Source organism: Pseudomonas cremoricolorata DSM 17059 = NBRC 16634, from assembly GCF_000425745.1.
GTDB lineage: Bacteria > Pseudomonadota > Gammaproteobacteria > Pseudomonadales > Pseudomonadaceae > Aquipseudomonas > Aquipseudomonas cremoricolorata.
In genome coordinates this window covers 18853-36119 of the sequence record NZ_AUEA01000003.1, presented here as the reverse complement: position 1 = coordinate 36119, position 17267 = coordinate 18853, and the positions used below count along the sequence as shown (strand labels likewise).

Genomic DNA, 17267 nt, shown 5'->3' with positions numbered 1-17267 from the left:
CTCCTCAGGCCTTTTCCACGCTCACCAGGAACGCCTTGTATTCCGGGGTATTGGTATTCGATTCGCCGACCCCAGGGGTCAGCGTGTTGGCCAGAAAGCCCTTGCGCGTCGCCCCTTCGAAGCCCCAGTGGCAGGGAATGCCGATGGTGTCGACCGGCTGGCCGTCGATCTGCAGACGACGTATGCGCTTGGTCACCACGGCCTTGGCCTTGATGTAGCCGCGCTTGGTGCTGACCTTGACCAGATCGCCCTGGACGATGCCTTTGTCCCGGGCCAGCGCCTCGCCGATCTCGACGAACTGCTCGGGCTGAACGATGGCATTGAGCCGCGAATGCTTGGTCCAGTGGCGGAACAGTTCGGTGATCGAATAGGTGGTCGCCACGTGCGGGAACTCCTCGCGGCTGCCCATGCGCGCCCGGTCGCCGTCGTACAGCCGCGCGGTCGGGCTCTTGCTCACTGCCGGGTGCAGCGGGTTGCTCGCCAGCGGGCTTTCGGTGGGTTCGTAGTGCTCGGGGAACGGGCCATCATTCATCGCCCCCACCGAGAACAGCCGCCCTACCCCTTCGGGCAGCATGATGAACGGGCTGGTCTGGGTGCCGGGGGCGACGCCGACCGGGAAATCCGGCACATCGATGCCGCTCCAGCGCGCGCCGTCCCAGCTGATGACCTTGCGCTTGGGGTCCCACGGCTTGCCCTGCGGGTCGGCCGAGGCGCGGTTATAGAGAATGCGCCGGTTCTGCGGCCAGGCCCAGGCCCAGCCCGGGGTGCAGCCCAGGCCGCTGTCGGCGTTGTCGCGCCGGGCCATCTGGTTGCCCGCCTCGGTCCAGCAGCCGGCGAATACCCAGTTGAAGCACTGGGTGCTGCCGTCGTCGCGCAACTGGCCGAAGTTGTCCAGCAACTGGCCCTTGCGCAGGATCAGCTTGCCCTGCTCGTCATGCAGGTCGGCCAGGGCGTAGCCGTTGGATTCCTTGGCCACTTCTTCCGGGTCGGGGTCGTAGGGGTTTTTGTAGTCCCAGGCCATGTTCAGCACCTGCTCTGGGCAGGCGCCGCCCTCCTGGCGATACAGCTCGCGCAGCTTCATGAACAGATGACCGAGAATCTTGCCGTCGTGCCAGGCCTCACCGGGCGGCGCAGCGCCAGCCCAGTGCCATTGCAACCAGCGCCCGGAGTTGACGATCGAGCCGTTTTCCTCGGCGAAGCAGCTGGACGGCAGACGGAACACCTCGGTTTGGATCTGCGCCGGGTCGACATCGTTGGACTCGCCGTGGTTCTGCCAGAAACTCGAGGTTTCCGTGGCCAGCGGGTCGATGATCACCAGGAACTTGAGCTTGGCCAGGGCGGCGGCGGCCTTGTTCTTGTCGGGGAACGCCGCGATCGGGTTGAAGCCCTGGGCGATGTAGCCGTTGACCTTGCCGTCGTACATGCGGTTGGCGAAGTTCAGCACGTCGTAGCTTTCATCCCACTTGGGCAACCAGTCGAAGCCCCAGTCGTTGGCCGCAGTGGCCTTTTCGCCGTACAGGCTCTTCATCAGGCTGACGAAGAATTTGGGCGTGTGCTGGTAGTAGTTGACCTGCTCGGGCAACTGCGCCGCCGGGGTGGTCTGCGCCAGGTAGGTGGCGAGGTCACGCTGCTCGTCGGACGGCAGGTTCATGTAACCCGGCAAGCGCTGGGACAGCAGCCCAAGGTCGGTATAGCCCTGGATGTTGGAGTGGCCCCGCAGCGCGTTGACCCCACCGCCGGCCATGCCGACGTTGCCCAGCAGCAGCTGGATCATGCCTGAGCCACGGATCATCTGCGCACCGGTGGTGTGGTGAGTCCAGCCCAGGGCGTAGAGGAAGGTGGCGGTCTTGTCCGGCACGCTGGTGCTGGCCATGATCTCGCAGATTTCCAGGAAGTCCTCCACCCGCGTGCCGCACAGTTGGCTGACCATTTCCGGGGTGTAGCGGCTGACGTGCTGCTTGAGCAGGTTGAACACGCAGCGCGGGTGGCTCAGGCTCGGGTCGCGTCGGGCATGGCCCTGGGCGTCGAGCTCATAGGCCCAGGAGCTGCGGTCGTAGCGCTTGGTCTTGGCGTCGTAGCCGCTGAACAGGCCGTCGTCGAAACGGTAGTCGTCACGCACGATCAGCGAGGCGTTGGTGTAGGCGCGCACGTATTCGTGCTGGATGCGGTCGTGGGTCAGCAGGTAGTTGACCATGCCCATCAGGAAGGTGATGTCGGAGCCGGCGCGCACCGGTGCGTAGATGTCGGCCACCGAGGCGCTGCGGTTGAAGCGCGGGTCGACCACGATGACCTTGGCGCCGTTGCGAATCTTCGCCTCGATCACCCACTTGAAGCCCACCGGGTGCGCCTCGGCCGGGTTGCCGCCCATGATCAGCACGACGTTGGCGTTCTTGATGTCGACCCAGTTATTGGTCATCGCCCCGCGGCCAAAGGTCGGCGCCAGGGCCGCCACGGTCGGCGCATGGCAGACCCGCGCCTGGCTGTCGGTGCCGAGGATGCCCAGGGCGCGGGTGAAGCGCTGATCGAGGGCGCCGGTTTCACTGCTGGCGGCCGACGAGCAGAGCATGCCGGTGGACAGCCAGCGGTTTACCGTCACGCCCTTGGCATTGGTGGCGATGAAGTTGGCGTCGCGGTCGTCTTTCATCAGCCGGGCGATGCGCTCGATGGCGTAGTCCCAGGTGATGCGCTGCCAGGTGCTCGAGCCCGGCGCACGGTACTCGGGGAACAGCAGGCGCTGTTCGCTGTGGATGTAGTCCACCAAGCCCGCGCCCTTGGGGCACAACGAGCCACGGCTGACCGGATGATCCGGGTCACCCTCGATGTGGAAAATCCGCGCCTTGGCGTTCTTCGCACCGTCGCCCAGGCTGTACATGAGAATGCCGCAGCCCACCGAGCAGTAAGTGCAGTTGTTGCGCGTTTCCTTGGCCCGCAGCAGCTTGTACTGACGAGACTGGCTGGCATTGGCCACGGCTGGCGCGAAGCCTAAAGAAGCCGTGGTGGCCGCTGCCGCACCGGCGGTGCAAAGTTTGAAAAACTGTCTTCGGCCAAGTGCCATGAACCATCCCTCGTGCACACCCGTGACGTTATTCAAGTCGAACGGGCGCGGTGGCAAAAGCCACGCAATAAAGAAGTGCGAAACGTGCAGCGTGAAGTTCAAGGCTCAGTTGAAATCTTTATCAGCGGAGCAGACTGTTTATTTCACGCCGACTAAATTTTCGGGCGAACGATGCGTCAATAAGGCGCGGTCGCCATTCTAATAACCCTACGGAGAACAAGCCAATTTACAGGATCAATTAATTGATAAATAAAACTGATCGATAAAGTGATATGTATATTTTATTTGAAACTGTATTGATCCAGATCAAGTGTAACGCTTATTTATTTAAAACATTACCGAAGCAATACGACCAAGGCCGTATGCCGCTTGAAGGTGATGCACTTGCGTACTGCACTTTTGCCTGTCAGCACGGCAACGCTACGCGCTAGTCCCCTCCCCGCGTCATCTTCCGGTAAATTGCCTGGCAGGCCTCGCCTGCTACTCGGCTGCGCTCAAGCGCTGCCGCGAGACTTCCCGCCATTCGGTCAGCGTCTTCAAGCAATTGCCCGAGCACCACGACGGCAGTGGCGCCTGCCGGGCGCTGCTGGGCAGTGATGGCAGCGCAGGTAGCGCTGCGTCCGGCGCGCAGTCGGGCGATTTCCCCGCGCAGGCCGTCAGCAGCAGACTCAGCAGTAGCGGCGCGGTCTTCGATGTCTTGCAATGTGCGGCGTGCATCTTCTGCCTCCTGGTCGGCCAGCCTTTGCCGGCGTTGTAGTTCTGCAAGCGCCCGTTGCGCAGCGAGGCGCTGGTCCTCGGCCACCGCGCGGCGGTAATCGAGCAACTGCTGCTGGGCCGCGCTGGCCTGGGTCTGGGCGCCCTGAAGGCGCAACTGCTGTACTCCCCCGAGCAGCCCAAGAGCGGCCAACCACAGCGCCCAGGCCGGCACCGCAGGCAACCCGCTCACGCGGCCAACTCCCCGCCGCAGGCACTGAACATCGCCAACAGATCGTCGGCCGCCGACGGCTGGACCGCCCGCTCAGCGGCGTAGATGCCCAGCAACGCTGCCAGCTGGTGCTCACGCTGACCGTAACCCGCCCCCGGCAAGCTGGCCCAGATCGGCGCTGCGTGGACGATCGCTTGGCTGATCCGACCGGCCTTGATCAACGGCAGCGCGCCGCATTCGCCGAGCAGTTTGATCGCGGCCAGATCTTGCGCTTCAGGAATGAAGCGGCCCTTGAAACCGTAGTTCTTGACGATGGCGTCCCAGGTGCGGGCGAGGAACTGGTAGCGACCAGCCGCAGTGCTGTGAATGGCGTACTTGGGTAGCCAGACCTTGATTCGCGGATGCTGGCTGTAGTCGGTGAACAATCGGCCACCGACGATGACGTTATAGCCATCGTCACTGGCGCGCAGGGTTGAAGTACCTTCCGACCAGGCGAGCATGTCGAGAAAGGCGAGTACATTGGGGCCGCCGGCGTCGGCGGCAGAGAGTCGAGCCATGGTTTTCTCCAGGCGTGAAAAAGCCCGCACGGGGCGGGCTTGGAATGGACTGGGCGAACTTCAGCCCGCAGGTTCGTCGACTTCCGGCTCTTGCATCGGCTCGGCTGGATCTTTCGCCGTGATGGACACGCTCGCGCTGTATTCCTTAAGGACCTGGGCAGTGAACACTTGCGCCGAAGGGAACTGGCTGAGAATTTCACGGGCGCGGGCGTCGGCTTCTTCCTGGGTGGCGTAACGGGTTTTATTGAATCCGTCGTAGTTGTTGGTGGCGTTGATTGCGATGTAAGGCATTGTGACTCTCCACTTTTGCGAGTTGGCCTTTACAGGCGTGAAAAAATAATGATTATTGCTGACTGATTTTCGGGTCGATCCAAAACCGCACCCAAGCCGCCTAAGATCGTCTTATCTCAAGCACACGTATATGGTGCAGGCCGAAGCGGCCTTATTGTTGAACTCCCACGAAACCGTCTCACTGTCTTTATCGATACTCACCCTAGGCGTAAAGAACGAGTTAGAGTTGCCGTTGGCATCAGGACTGACTGTAACCCATGAAAAAGGATCACCTGAACCTATTCCTGGAACTACAGCACTCCCTGAAACCTGTCCTGTCTGCACCTCCCCAAGTATCCTGGCAAGTCTGCTGCTCATTGACAGGACGAGCTCACCTGATCCGTTGAATATCTCTATGCCATGCATATTAGTACCCCGTCACGTCAGCAACTACAAATCCACCGCCACTATACGAAAAAGAGCTTCCAGCGGGCGCCGTCCAGCTTGGGAATTCAGCTATTGCAAATCGATGATACTTACTCATGAGGGTCACCCCGTCGGACTCGCATAAAAATCGATGTCCGTACAACTGTTTGATGATTGTGTATCTATTGCCGCCTAAGCCTGAACCATAACCTTCTCTAACATGTGTTACTGCTGAACCGGCAAATTGAGGCAGCATGACTGCGTACTGCCTGCCGCTCGGCAAGGCGAACTTGCCAACGCCTTCTTCGGGCTTGACAATGGTAGCTATTTTGGCGAACTTGGACGATCCATCAAATACCAAAATGCCTTGCTTATCGAATAGCTGGACACCCGAAGTCGACCCAACTGGCGCCTGCTTTCTGAATATATAGAGCGTCACGATCGGCACAGCTTGACCATGGTATTCTACGCTAACGCCTATTAGTCTTTTGCCGTTACGCCACCCGCCCTCCATAATAACGAAGGGATCAGAACAACTTATAAAAGCCAACCCTGACTCTTGTGGGACTTCAAAAATCGAACCATTAAATGCATACGCTCCGAACTGTGCCTGATTCCTCTCATCTAACGTAACGGAGTTTTTGTACCACAACTCATAGTTAACCCAAGTGGCATTGACAACGATATTAAAATCATCACCCACAACCTCGAAACCATCGGCCATTTAATTAACCTCGAAAGAAAGGGCGCCGAAGCGCCCATCAACTACCAGACTCCCATTCGAACCCTGAGCACACCGTCCACCACGACAATGATCCCGTCCTTGTTATAACGCGTATAGGTCTGACTTCTAGTCGGATGACGAAACACCAACGCTCCATCGCCTTCGAAAGTCAGCACCGTCGTCGCAACGCCATCCCAGCTAGTTACTCCCTGGGACACAATGCTCTCCCCTACCAGCGCCTGACTCACCGCCAGCTTTGAAATCAGCGCATCCTTGATAAAGACTTGGCCGTTCTGCACAGCGAAAGGCGAGATAGGCGTGTTGTAGGGATCAAGAACAGCAAATCGATCAGCCATCACCACAAACTGCGATTGCGTTACACCGCCGCTGTTTTCAATGCCCACACCGTACCCCGCGGTGTAGCTAATGCCATTTGCCGTCACCCCGACTTTGACCGTGTTGGTCGCACTCACCTTGCCGTCGAGTGTGGCCACAGCAGTATTCAGGGTCTGGATGCTTGCATCGGCCTTACCCACGCTCGCCTGCACCGTGTCCACCCGCTGGCCCAGCGCCGTGTCGGCGTCGGCCCGTGCGGTCTGCTCGTTCTTGATCGCGGTGTTGGCCGTGCCGATGGATGTGCTCAATCCGTCGATCCGCTTCGATTCTGCCGTGAGGGTCGTGCCCTGCTGGCTGACCGAAGTGCTCAGCGAGCTGAGCGCTGCTGCCTGTACAGCCACTGCCTGCGCCGACGGCCCTGCAACGAAGGCCGAAGGCTTGGCGCCGTCGCCCAGTTGCTTCTCGACCATCACCGAATCGACCCAGAACACGCCTCCCTCTGTACCCGTGGGCTGAAAGAACACCACTGCCGCGGTGGTTTCAGTGGTGATGCTGATCACCGAGGTGTATCGGGTACGGGTCGTGGTCAGCGTAATGTCGCTTGCGCCCCTGGCGCTGCCATCCCACAGGGCACTGCGCAAGGTCAGACCACCCGAGACCGCAGTCGAGGTGGCGTTGGCCCAAAACGACAGCAGGTATTTGCCCGGCGACAGCGGGATGTTCCAGCCAGCCGCGTTGTTGCTCGAGCTGAGCATGAACCATGGATTGGCGGCGCCCGAGCGGACCACCCGCATGCGGTACCCGCTAGGCACCACAGCATCAGCTACGCTGCGCATTTCACCGATGCTGCTAGTAGTCATCGCGGGTAGCGTGGTTGCGCTAAGCCAGCTGTAGGTGTCGGGCAGCAGGTTGCTTCCCGCCCCGCCCAGATTGCCCAAGCTGCTCTGCAACTGGGTAACTGCCGTGCCCTGGGCCGTCAGCGAGTCGCCCTGTTTGCTGACGGTCGACGCCAGAGTCTGCAGCGCGCTGTTGTCTGCCTTGCCCGCAAGCGTGTTGCTCAGTTGTGTGAGCTGGCTGCTCTGGCTGGTAAGACTTTGCTCGGTCAGCGTTACCCGCCCCTCCAACGCCGTGGTAGCAGTAGCCTGGGTGATGGCTTGGTAGCTGGAGGTTCCTGGTGTGAATGAACTGGGAGAAGCGTTGGCCCCTACTTGCTCTTCGAGCATGAAGCCATCCCACCAGCTTTCCTGCGATCCCGGCGCCGGGTTGGTGAAGATCAGCAACTCTGCACGATCCACCAACGCGGCGGGGGTGGTGAACGATACCGCCACACGGGCCCATTGCGTCGTCAAAGGCACATTGGCCAGATGAACTTCCACCTGCGCCCCTGCCGCATTGACATAACGATGACGCAAGCGCGCGATGCGGTCTTGCGACACGCTCTGCCCCCACGCCGAGAAAATATAGCTAGTGCTCGGTTTCAACCTCAGGTTGAGCATTGCGTTGTTGGCGTACAGGCAGAAGTAACCACTGCCGTCGTCCGCTGACTCCGACACTTTGAGCCGGTGCGTCGAATAGGCCGTCGCGAACGGCTCTGCCGTTACCAGCGTGGTCGATCTACGCTGAATGACCGGCAGCTTGTCAGTGAACGAGCAGTACTCGGCCGGGATCAGGTTGGTGCCGACGCCGCCGATACCACCCAAGGTGCTTTGCAGTTGCGTGACCGCGGTGCCCTGTGCCGCAAGCGTGGTGCCTTGCTGGCTGACGGAATTGGCAAGCGTCTGGAGCGCCGCCGACTCTGCCTTGGTGGCAACCTGGCTTAGCGCTGAGGCGGCAGCTGCCGCCGCATCGCTGGCCACCTTGTCGGTTACTGGCTGCCACGCCGAGCCGGTCCAGCGCTTCGGCGTGTTGAGGTTGCCGGTGGTGTCGATCCACAGGTTCTGTGCCAGACGATCAGCCGCTGCAGGGCTGGCCGGCTGCACGATGACCTTGCCTTTGCTGCCAGCCAGATCCGACGCCGCCTGGGCGGCTTGTTGTGCGGCGGTGACGTTGCCATTGGTGGTGGACAGGTTGTTCTGCAGGCTGGTCAGCGACTGCCCCTGCGAGACTAATCCGTCTTCATTCTTCTCGACGCGACTGGTCAGCGCCTGCACCGCCGCGGCCTCGGCCTTGCTCGCCACCTGGCTCAAGGCTGACGCGGCTGCCGCTGCCGCGTCGGTTGCCAGCTTGTCGGTTACGGCTACCCAAGCGCTGCCGCTCCAGCGTTTCGGGGTATTGGCGCCTCCTGCAGTGTCGATCCAAAGGTTCTGCGCCAGCCGGTCGGCGGTGGCCGGAGCAGCGTTTTGTACGATGACCTTGCCTTTGCTGCCGGCCAGGTCAATGGCCGTTTGCGCGGCCTGCTGCGCCGTGGTGACTGTACCGTTGGTCGACTGCAGCGAGTTGCTCAGTTGCGTCAGGGACTGGCTCTGCGAACTCAACCCAGATTCAGTCTGCTGGACCCGGTTGGTCAGCGCCTCAGTGGCAGAAGCCAGTGCGGCCTGTGCAGCGGTGCGCCGGCTCAGGCGAGGATTGGCCACCCACATCTTGAACCCAACTGGGGCACCGCCGTCGTTCGGCACCAGGTAGATCGACACGCGACCGGCAGTGGCGGGGACGGTGTGCTCTATCGACAGCGTCTGCCAGCCACCCAGGGACCAGTTGTAATTGAGCAAACGCTGATTACCGTTAATCGATTGCGTACCGCTGCCGCCCTCCCAGTAGGTGAAGGCGACACGGCCAATGGAATGGCCGTTGTTTTCACACAGCATCTGGCATTCGAAGGACAACACTTCGCCCGGCATCACCGGCGTCTGCTCGGTGCCGTTGCTGGTGATCAGGCTAAATCCGCCCCAACCGTTGAATTCACCCGTCTTCTGGTAGCACAGCAGTCTGTCCGCCGGCGCACCGGCTGGAACGTCGGCGGCGCCACGATCGAAGTAGGAAAGCGTCGACGTAGGAGTCGAGAACGTCTTGAGGTCGCCCGCAGCATTGAAATCCGGGTTGCGCAGCAGGTTGTCCTGGCTGGTATTGCCAACGCGGGTGGCGAGCGCAACCAGCGACTGGCTTTGCGAGCTCAGCCCCTGCTCGGTCTGCGTGACGCGGTTGCCCAACTGACTGACCGAGGAGGCATCGGCCTTGCCATCGAACGTGCTGTTCAGCCGCGTCAGGGCCTCACCTTGGCTGGTGGTGACGCCCTCGTTGCGCGTCAGTCGGGCATCCAGCGCCTGAGTGGCGGTAGCGACGCTGGCCAGCGCTTGCGCCGAGGGACCCGCAACGAAGGCAGAGGGTACGCTGCTGTCGCCGAGCTGACGCTCGAGCATCACCGAATCGATCCAGAACACATCGCCGTCAGACCCGGCCGGCACATAGAACAGCACCGCACCGACGGTCTCGGCACTCACGCTGACCACTGCGGTGTAGCGCGTACGGGTGGTGGTCAGCGCGAAGTCGGTCAGGCCGAAGCTGGTGCCGTCGCGCAAGGCGCTGCGAATCTTCAGGCCATTGGCAACCGCCGCAGAATTGGCGTTGGCCCAGAACGACAGCAGATACCGGCCAGCAGAGAGCGGGATGTTCCAGCCAGCGGCATCGTTGGACGGGCAAAGCATCAGCCACGGGTTGGGGGCCGCCGAACGCACGATACGCAGCCGATAGCCGCTGGCCGCCACCGCATCGGCCGCCATGCGGATATTACTCACGTTGTTGGTCAGCAGCGCCGGCAACGCCGCCGACGACAACCAACTGTAAGCATCCGGGACCAGGTTGCTACCCGCCCCGGCAATCCCGCCCAGCGTAGCCTGCACACGGGTCAGCGCGCTGCCCTGTGCGTTGAGCACCTCACCTTGCTGACTGACACCAGAAGCCAGGCTTTGCAACGCGCTGTTATCCGCCTTGCCTGCAACACTGTTGCCCAGTTGGGTGAGCTGGCTGCTCTGACTGGTAAAACCTTGCTCTGTCTGCGTGACGCGGGCATCGAGCGCGCTGGTGGCGTTGGCCTGGGCGTTGGCCAGGCTTTCGCGCCGGCGCACTCCGGGCGCGGCGATGAACACCTCGCTGGCATCGCCCAGCCCCACGCGCAGCGCCACGGTCATGCGCACGCCATTGACCGGCACCGTGGCCGAGCCGCTAAAACGCGTCCAGCTGGCTGCGGCGCTGCTCACGCGCACGCCGTCACCGCTGCTGCTGGCCCAGCTCTGCGCCAGGTTGGTTCCGCCGGCATCGTAGAACTGAATCCACAGGCCCTGCTGACGTGCCGCGCTGCTGAAGGCGTACAGCTCGAAGTCATAGACTTCGCCTGCAGCCACCGCGAAGTGGGTGGCAATGCGGCCTTCTGGCGCACGGGCGCTCTCCGCGGGCAGCAACGACCAGTACTGGTTTCCAGCCGTGCTCGCAGGCAGTGCCTCATAGAGCACCCGCGCACCCGGCGCACCTGCCGGTACTGCCGCTTCGCTGCGCAGCAGCACGCTGGTACCCGCACGGCTGGCGATGCCAATGCCCTGAGCGAAGGTCGGGTCGGCCAACAGATTGTCACTGCCCAATGCCCCGACACTGGCCTTGAGCGTGGTCAGCTCGCTGCCCTGCGCGCTCAGCGCGGTGCCTTGCTGGCTCACCGTGTTGCTCAACGCCTGGACGCTGGACGCCTCGGCCTTGCTCGCCACCTGGCTCAGTGCCGAGGCCGCAGCCTGGGCGGCGTCGCTGGCGACCTTGTCGGTCACCGCCGCCCACACCGAGCCGTTCCAGCGCTTGGGGGTGTTGGCATTGCCGGTGGTGTCGATCCACAGGTTCTGCGTCAGGCGTTCGGCTACCGCCGGTGCGGCGTTCTGCACGATGACCTTGCCCTTGCTGCCGGCCAGCTCAGCTGCGGCCTGGGCCGCCTGCTGCGCTTTGCCGACATTGCCGTCGGTGCTGCTCAGGCTGTTCTGCAGGCCGGTCATGGCCTGGCTTTGCGATGACAAGCCGCGCTCGTTCTGCTCGACCCGGCCAGTCAGTGCTTGCACGACCGACGATTCGGCCTTGCTCGCCACCTGGCTCAAAGCGGACGCAGCCGCTACCGCTGCATCGCTTGCGACTTTGTCGGTGACGGCCAGCCAGGCGCTGCCGTTCCAGCGTTTCGGCGTGTTGGCGCCAGCGCTGGTGTCGATCCACAGGTTCTGCCCCAAGCGTTCGGCAGCTGCAGGTGCGCTGTTCTGCACGATCACCTTGCCTTTGCTGCCAGCCAGGTCCGAAGCTGCTTGCGCCGCCTGCTGCGCCGCCGTGACGTTGCCATTAGTGTTGACCAGGCTGTTTTGCAGCCCGGTCAGCGCCTGGCCCTGACTGCTCAGGGTGGTGCCCTGCTCGCTTACCCTGGAGGACAGCGAATCGACCACCGAGGCATCGGCTTTGCTGCGCGCCAGGGCCAGCGCATCCGCGGCTGCGGCAGCGGCATCGCTGGCGGCCTTGTCGGTGACCGCCAGCCAGGCCGATCCGGACCAGCGCTTGGGGGTATTGGCATTGCCCGTGGTGTCGATCCACAGGTTCTGCGCCAGACGATCTGCCGCCGCCGGCTGCGAAGACTGCACCAGCACCTTGCCCTTGCCACCGGCCAGCGCGTTGGCGGCATCGGCCGCCGACTGCGCGGCACTGACGTTCCTGTCGGTGCTGACCAGGCTGGCTTGCAGCCCAGACAACTGCGAAGCCTGAGCCGTGAGCGTACCGTTGACCGAGCTGACATCGCTCTCGACCTTCTGCACCCGGCTGGCCAGCCCATTGACGCTGCCGACGGTCTGCCCGACATCCAGCCAGCAACGGGTGTCGGGCGGCGGACTGTTGACCGGCACCGCCTTGATTGCCTGATACAACCTGCCGTCGGCGCCCTGCACGCTCTGTCCGCTGCTGTAGACCTTGCCCTTGGCATAGGGCACTGAGCGGGCAATGGCGTCGAGGTCGGTGATCTGCGTTTGCAGATTGCCGCGCACCTGCTCCAGTTGCTGGCCGACCTGACGCACGTTGGAATCCAGGCTGGCTGCACTGCGCTCGATCTCGGCCTCCAGCGTACCGACGCTATGTTCGAGCTCGGCATCGAGGTCCTGCACGGTCTGCCTGACCTGACTGACGTCGTTGCGCACCTTGCCGACTTCACTCTGTACTTGGGCCTGCACCTCGCCTACCCGGGCATTGACCGAGCCGGCAAGTGTCGCCGGCGCGGAGATCTTGTCGATCTCCTTGAGCAGCTCCTTGCCCAGCTCGCTGGCAGTGATCTGCTCTTTGATCTGCTCGAGTATCGGCCCGGCGTCGGCACTGGCCACGCCGGTGACCAGCTTGCCGTCAGCCGGGAACCAGGCGCCGATGTTGCCCAGGCGGTCGACCAGACGCGCCCAGAAGAAGAAACGTTGCCCGGCACGCAGGCCTTGCAGCACATGCTTGTCCTGCGGGTACGCGAGGTCGGCCAGCTTGCTGGCCTTGGCGCGGTCGCTGCCCTCGCTGTACCACAGCTCGGTGCGCTGGGTATCTTCGGCGCCGTTCGGCAAGGTCCATTTCAGGGCGATGCCGAACAGTTGGCTCTGGGTGGTCAGGCTGGTGACCGCTGGCGGCACGCCCTGCTTGCCCTTGAGCGCGGTCAATGGCGAGTCGCGCCAGCTGGAGCTGATCTCCAGGGCGCTGACCGCACGCACCCGGGCCTGGTAATCGCCGGCGTAGATGCCCACCACCTCGACCGAGGTAGCACCCGTGCGTGGCAGCCGAATCCAGTTGCCGTTGTCCTTGCGCCACTCAACTTCGTAGCCGGCCGCACCGGCTACGGCAGGCCAGGCGATGGTCAGGGTGGTGATGGCGATGCCTTGATCAACCGCATGGGCGGCACTCAAGGCAACGCTGGCAGGCGCCGCTACGGTGCTGGTCGGCAACACGCTGATCGGGGTTGCGTCGAGCTTGGCACCCGTGTCGATGGCGGCGAACTTGCTGGGATTGAACTCCAGTGCGGTGATCTCGAAATCGCCTTGGGTGGTGCGTGTGGTCTTGAGCACACGGAACAGTTGCACCGCAAGGTCGGCATAGTCGATGGCCCATTGCAGGTGCGGCTCGGGCTGCACGCTGTAGGCCACCGTCAGCGTCACTGCACGGCCGCGCACCGAGCGTACGGTGCGCGCCTGGGCGGTGCCATTGGGCAGGTTGACGATCAGGCGGTCGCCGGCCTTGATCGGCGTATCGCGATCAAGGGTGACGACACGCCCGCTGGCAGCGCTGATGCGCCCGCCGTTGGCACGCCCGGCGACCAGTTCATCGGCCACCGGAATGACGTGCCCGGGCAACGGGATACGCCCTTCCATACCGGTGCGGAAGCTGACGGTGCGGTCCTGGTCGTTGCTCAGCAGCGCCCATTTGCCACGGCGCTGAGCCTCGGATGCGCGGGTACAGGCGATGGCCGACAGCTCGATCGGCCGGTCGCGATAACGGCGTTGCAGCGCCGGGTCGGTGACCGCGATGACGTCGGTGTCGTAATTGTTCGCCGGGTTGTCGTAGCTGACCAACGCGCGGCTGTAGTGGCTGCTGCGCTCGGCACCGCCATAGATGAACTCGCCGTCGATGACGTTGGCGCGGGTGAACACATAGTCGACGTCCCGCGCGCGGGGCATGTCAGCCTGCATGAACAAGGCACCATGGGCCCAATAGACCATGCCGCGGTAGATCGCCGACAGATCGCGCAGCAGGGTCCAGGCCTCGGCGCGGCCCTGCAGGTTGAGGTCGCAGAGAAAGCGCGGTTCCTCCCCACCGGTGCCGTCAGGTACGCGCTGGTCGCAATACTGGGCGATGCGGTACATCTCCCATTTGTCGACCATCCACGGCTTGATGCGCTTGCCCAGGCCAAAGCGGTTTTCCACGCACAGGCCATAGGTGACCAGGGCCGGGTTGTTGGTCCAGGCCTGTTTGAAGGTGCCGTCCCAGATGCCGCTGTAGGTACGGGCGATGGGGTCGTAGTTGCTGGGCACCGGCCAGCGCTTGGCCTTGCAGTTGACCGTCACTGCGGGGATGTTCTGGAACTGCTGGGCATCGAACTCCAGGTACAACAGTGCGGTGTTCGGATAGCGCAGCTTGTGATCGATGATTTCGGTGTAGCCGGCGATGTTCATGGTGTCGGCGATACTGCCGCTGTTGGCGTTGGCGGTCAGGCGGCGCACGCGCAGCATCCAGCCGGAACTGGCCGACGGCAGGTTGACCCGCACCGAGCGCTGGTAGCCGTTGTTGGTCTTGCCGTCCACCGCGCCGCGGTGCGCCTCGACGTAGGCACCCCCGTCGGTGGCGATGTCGATGGCGTATTCGATGCGATAGCCATTGGTGTTGCCGTTGCTGTCCTGACGCAGCAGCCGTGGCCAGGCCAGACGCACGCGAACGGCCGACAGTTTCGGGTCGCTGAGGGCGCGGCTGAACGGATTGTCGCTGCGCAGCTCAAGGCCGACGCTGATCTCGTTCTCCACCGCCGGGATGCCCTGGATGTAGGCCTGTTCGACGCTGCCACTGCGCCATTCCCATTTCACCCCAGGGAAGTTGACGGTGCCGTTGGCGTCTCTGATCGGCGTGTTGTCGAGGTAAATGTCGCGATCGGTTGGGGTGCCGTCGAACTCGCCTTCACCGACGGCCAGAAGAATCTTGGCGATGTTGGTCGATTGCAGGCTGTCGGGGGCCTCGACCGGGGCCTTGGGCTGCTTCTGGCCGCCTTTGGCGCCAGTGATGTCCAGGTGAGCTGATCCGCCCATGCTTTCCTCCGGGCAATAAAAAACCGCCCTAGGGCGGCGGGTTGACGAGTCAGGCCTCAGGCCTTGTCCTGCGCCTCGATCGAGGCAGAAATGATTGCACCGCCCCAGCGCCGCTGGCCGATGCAGATCGGCACCGGGTTGCCGCTGGCGGTGGTGTTGCGGGCGCTGCCGAAGGCGTACGACGGCAGGTTGCTGGGTGAGCCGCTCATCGACAGGCCCTTGGCCTGGGGGCTGAGCATCTGCACTACGCCGCCGAGCAGCATGACGGCGCCGGCCTTGTAGAGAAATGGCGACACCCCAGCGAACGGCGTGAAGCTCAGTACGAACGCTGCAGCCACCAGCACCGCGCCGATGACCGTCTGCAGCGTGCCGGCGCGCTTGCTGCCCTGGGCAACCGGCACGATGCGGATTTCGCGGATGCCGCCGCGCTGGAACTCCTCTGCGGTGATGTTGCGCCCGTTGCGAAAGATGGCGAATGTCATGCCCAGGCGGTCGAGTCGGCCGATGGCCTCGTCGAATCCTGGCAAGGTGGCGCTGAGGGCGCGGTAGGCATCGCCGACGTTGCGCACCTGCAGCACCCGCCGATGAACCTTGCCGAAGGCCTTGCCCAGCGCCCCGTACAACTTGATTACGGTGATGGGCTCGTAGTGAGCCGCGGTTGCGTTCATGGTGTCATTCCTGTGATGAAAGCGGTCTAGGCTTTGTCCTGCGCCTCGATGGAAGCGGAAATGATCGCCCCGCCCCAACGCCGCTGGCCGATGCAGATCGGCACCGGATTGCCGCTGGCAGTGGTGTTGCGCGCCGAACCGAATGCATAAGACGGCCGATTCTCGGCTGCGGCGCTGGTCGACAGGCCCTGAGCCTGCGGGCTGAGCAGCTGCATCACCCCGCCCAGGGCCATGGATGCCCCGGCCACGGCCACCGAGCCCCAGCCACCTGCGCTGGCGGCAAATGCTGCGCCCAGGCCGCCCGAGGCGATCGACGCGACGATGATCAGCGCCAGGCCAATGACCGTCTGCATGCCACCGGCGCGCTTGCTGCCACCGAGCACCGGCACGATGCGCAGCTCGCGGGTGCCGGAACGGGCGAAGGCATCGGCACCGACATTCTGCTTGTTGCGGAACACCGCAAAGCGCAGGCCGAGGCGGTCGAGGCGCCTGATCTCTTCCTCGAAGCCCTCGAGGGTACTTTTCAGCGCCTGGAACACCTCCCAACTGGAGCCTGAATCGATTGCCCGTCGATGGGTGCGGCCGAAACGCTTGGCCAGGGAGCCGGAGAGTTTGATCACGGTAAGGGGCTCGTAATGAGCCGCGGTTGCGTTCATGGTCTTTCTCCAAACGAAAAAAAACCGCCTTGCGGCGGCTCGACAGACGTGCGTTCGATCAAAGGCACGACTGGGCAATGGCCTGCAATGGGCAGGAAATGCGCCGTGCTCTTACGCAGTCGATCATGAATCGGTTGTGGCGCTTTCATGCCGCAACATCAACCGCGTCCGCTCCAGCCACGGCCCGCCGAACACGATCAGTTCCGAAGGCCGGCCCAGCAGGTGATGCAGCAGGAACGGCCCCGCGCCATACACCTCGCCGGGTTCGTCGGGCAAACCCGGATCGCTGCCCAGATAGATACCCGCGTGGTTCGGGTGGGCGGTGCGGCCGATAGCCATGACAATCAGGTCGCCGCGCTGCGGCTCGCTGACTCGATGAAAGCCCGCCGCTGCATAGGCCTGTTCGTACAGACTCGGACCGTCAGCGTGCTCCCACCAACCCTCCTCCCTCGCATAAAAAGGAAAACTCAGGCCCCACTCGCGCTGGTACCAGTCGGCGCAGACCTGCCAGCAGTCCCAGGCGCCGTGGACGAACGGGCGGCCGAGCAAGGGCGTATGGCCCGTGGGGTTCAGCGTGCGCAGATCGCCTTCCGGAAAGGACAGGATGTGCCACGGCAGGCCACTGGCTTCGCACATCGCCAGGTCACGGGGCGATGGCTGGCTGGTGGCGTCAGGGTGGGAATGGACGATGGCGATGATCTCGCCGGTGTCTTCTGCCTCGGCGTACTGCTCGGGGCTGATGCGAAATTCCTCGTTGGGGTCGCCGGCGACGTTGTCGCATGGCACGTAGCGCTGCTGCTCGCCGACGGCAACCACCAGCCCGCAACACTCGCGGGGGTACTGCGCCGCAGCGTGCAGCTGCACGGCGTGAAGAAGCTCAGGATGCAT

Annotated in this window: 9 protein-coding genes; all 9 read right to left on the bottom strand. The window is 63.3% G+C overall.

Annotation, left to right across the window (positions count from 1 at the left end):
- Positions 1 to 4: 4 nt before the first annotated feature.
- Positions 5 to 3055 carry a formate dehydrogenase-N subunit alpha gene (gene fdnG, locus H618_RS0104660; RefSeq protein WP_081673707.1) on the bottom strand — a complete coding sequence of 1017 codons (3051 nt, stop codon included), beginning with the start codon at positions 3053 to 3055 and terminating at the stop codon, positions 5 to 7.
- 427 nt (positions 3056 to 3482) lie between these two features.
- The gene (locus tag H618_RS0104655) at positions 3483 to 4001 is read right to left on the bottom strand and encodes a DUF2514 family protein (RefSeq protein ID WP_028693961.1); all 519 of its coding nucleotides are present in this window, start codon (positions 3999 to 4001) and stop codon (positions 3483 to 3485) included.
- Positions 3998 to 4537, bottom strand: a complete 540-nt coding sequence (locus H618_RS0104650; protein WP_028693960.1) for a glycoside hydrolase family 24 protein — start codon at positions 4535 to 4537, stop codon at positions 3998 to 4000. Before H618_RS0104650 ends, H618_RS0104655 begins: the two co-directional genes overlap by 4 nt.
- 60 nt (positions 4538 to 4597) lie before the next feature.
- Positions 4598 to 4828 carry a hypothetical protein gene (locus tag H618_RS0104645; RefSeq protein WP_028693959.1) on the bottom strand — a complete coding sequence of 77 codons (231 nt, stop codon included), beginning with the start codon at positions 4826 to 4828 and terminating at the stop codon, positions 4598 to 4600.
- A gap of 406 nt (positions 4829 to 5234) precedes the next feature.
- Positions 5235 to 5957: a hypothetical protein gene (locus H618_RS22710; protein ID WP_154660617.1), complete on the bottom strand. Its 723-nt coding sequence runs from the start codon at positions 5955 to 5957 to the stop codon at positions 5235 to 5237.
- Between the two features lie 41 nt (positions 5958 to 5998).
- Positions 5999 to 15055: a TipJ family phage tail tip protein gene (locus H618_RS21240; RefSeq protein WP_033727498.1), complete on the bottom strand. Its 9057-nt coding sequence runs from the start codon at positions 15053 to 15055 to the stop codon at positions 5999 to 6001.
- Between the two features lie 56 nt (positions 15056 to 15111).
- Positions 15112 to 15723, bottom strand: a complete 612-nt coding sequence (locus H618_RS0104635) for a tail assembly protein (protein ID WP_028693958.1) — start codon at positions 15721 to 15723, stop codon at positions 15112 to 15114.
- Positions 15724 to 15749: 26 nt separating this feature from the next.
- Positions 15750 to 16379: a tail assembly protein gene (locus H618_RS0104630; protein ID WP_028693957.1), complete on the bottom strand. Its 630-nt coding sequence runs from the start codon at positions 16377 to 16379 to the stop codon at positions 15750 to 15752.
- A gap of 123 nt (positions 16380 to 16502) precedes the next feature.
- The gene (locus H618_RS0104625) at positions 16503 to 17267 is read right to left on the bottom strand and encodes a C40 family peptidase (protein WP_028693956.1); all 765 of its coding nucleotides are present in this window, start codon (positions 17265 to 17267) and stop codon (positions 16503 to 16505) included.

What these genes read in the sequence shown, in the direction of transcription:
- H618_RS22710 (WP_154660617.1), bottom strand. Translation starts at nt 5,957, where the DNA reads ATGGCCGATGGTTTCGAGGTTGTGGGTGATGATTTTAATATCGTTGTC.
- fdnG (WP_081673707.1), bottom strand. Translation starts at nt 3,055, where the DNA reads ATGGCACTTGGCCGAAGACAGTTTTTCAAACTTTGCACCGCCGGTGCG.
- H618_RS0104635 (WP_028693958.1), bottom strand. Translation starts at nt 15,723, where the DNA reads ATGAACGCAACCGCGGCTCACTACGAGCCCATCACCGTAATCAAGTTG.
- H618_RS0104645 (WP_028693959.1), bottom strand. Translation starts at nt 4,828, where the DNA reads ATGCCTTACATCGCAATCAACGCCACCAACAACTACGACGGATTCAAT.
- H618_RS0104630 (WP_028693957.1), bottom strand. Translation starts at nt 16,379, where the DNA reads ATGAACGCAACCGCGGCTCATTACGAGCCCCTTACCGTGATCAAACTC.
- H618_RS0104625 (WP_028693956.1), bottom strand. Translation starts at nt 17,267, where the DNA reads ATGCATCCTGAGCTTCTTCACGCCGTGCAGCTGCACGCTGCGGCGCAG.
- H618_RS0104650 (WP_028693960.1), bottom strand. Translation starts at nt 4,537, where the DNA reads ATGGCTCGACTCTCTGCCGCCGACGCCGGCGGCCCCAATGTACTCGCC.
- H618_RS21240 (WP_033727498.1), bottom strand. Translation starts at nt 15,055, where the DNA reads ATGGGCGGATCAGCTCACCTGGACATCACTGGCGCCAAAGGCGGCCAG.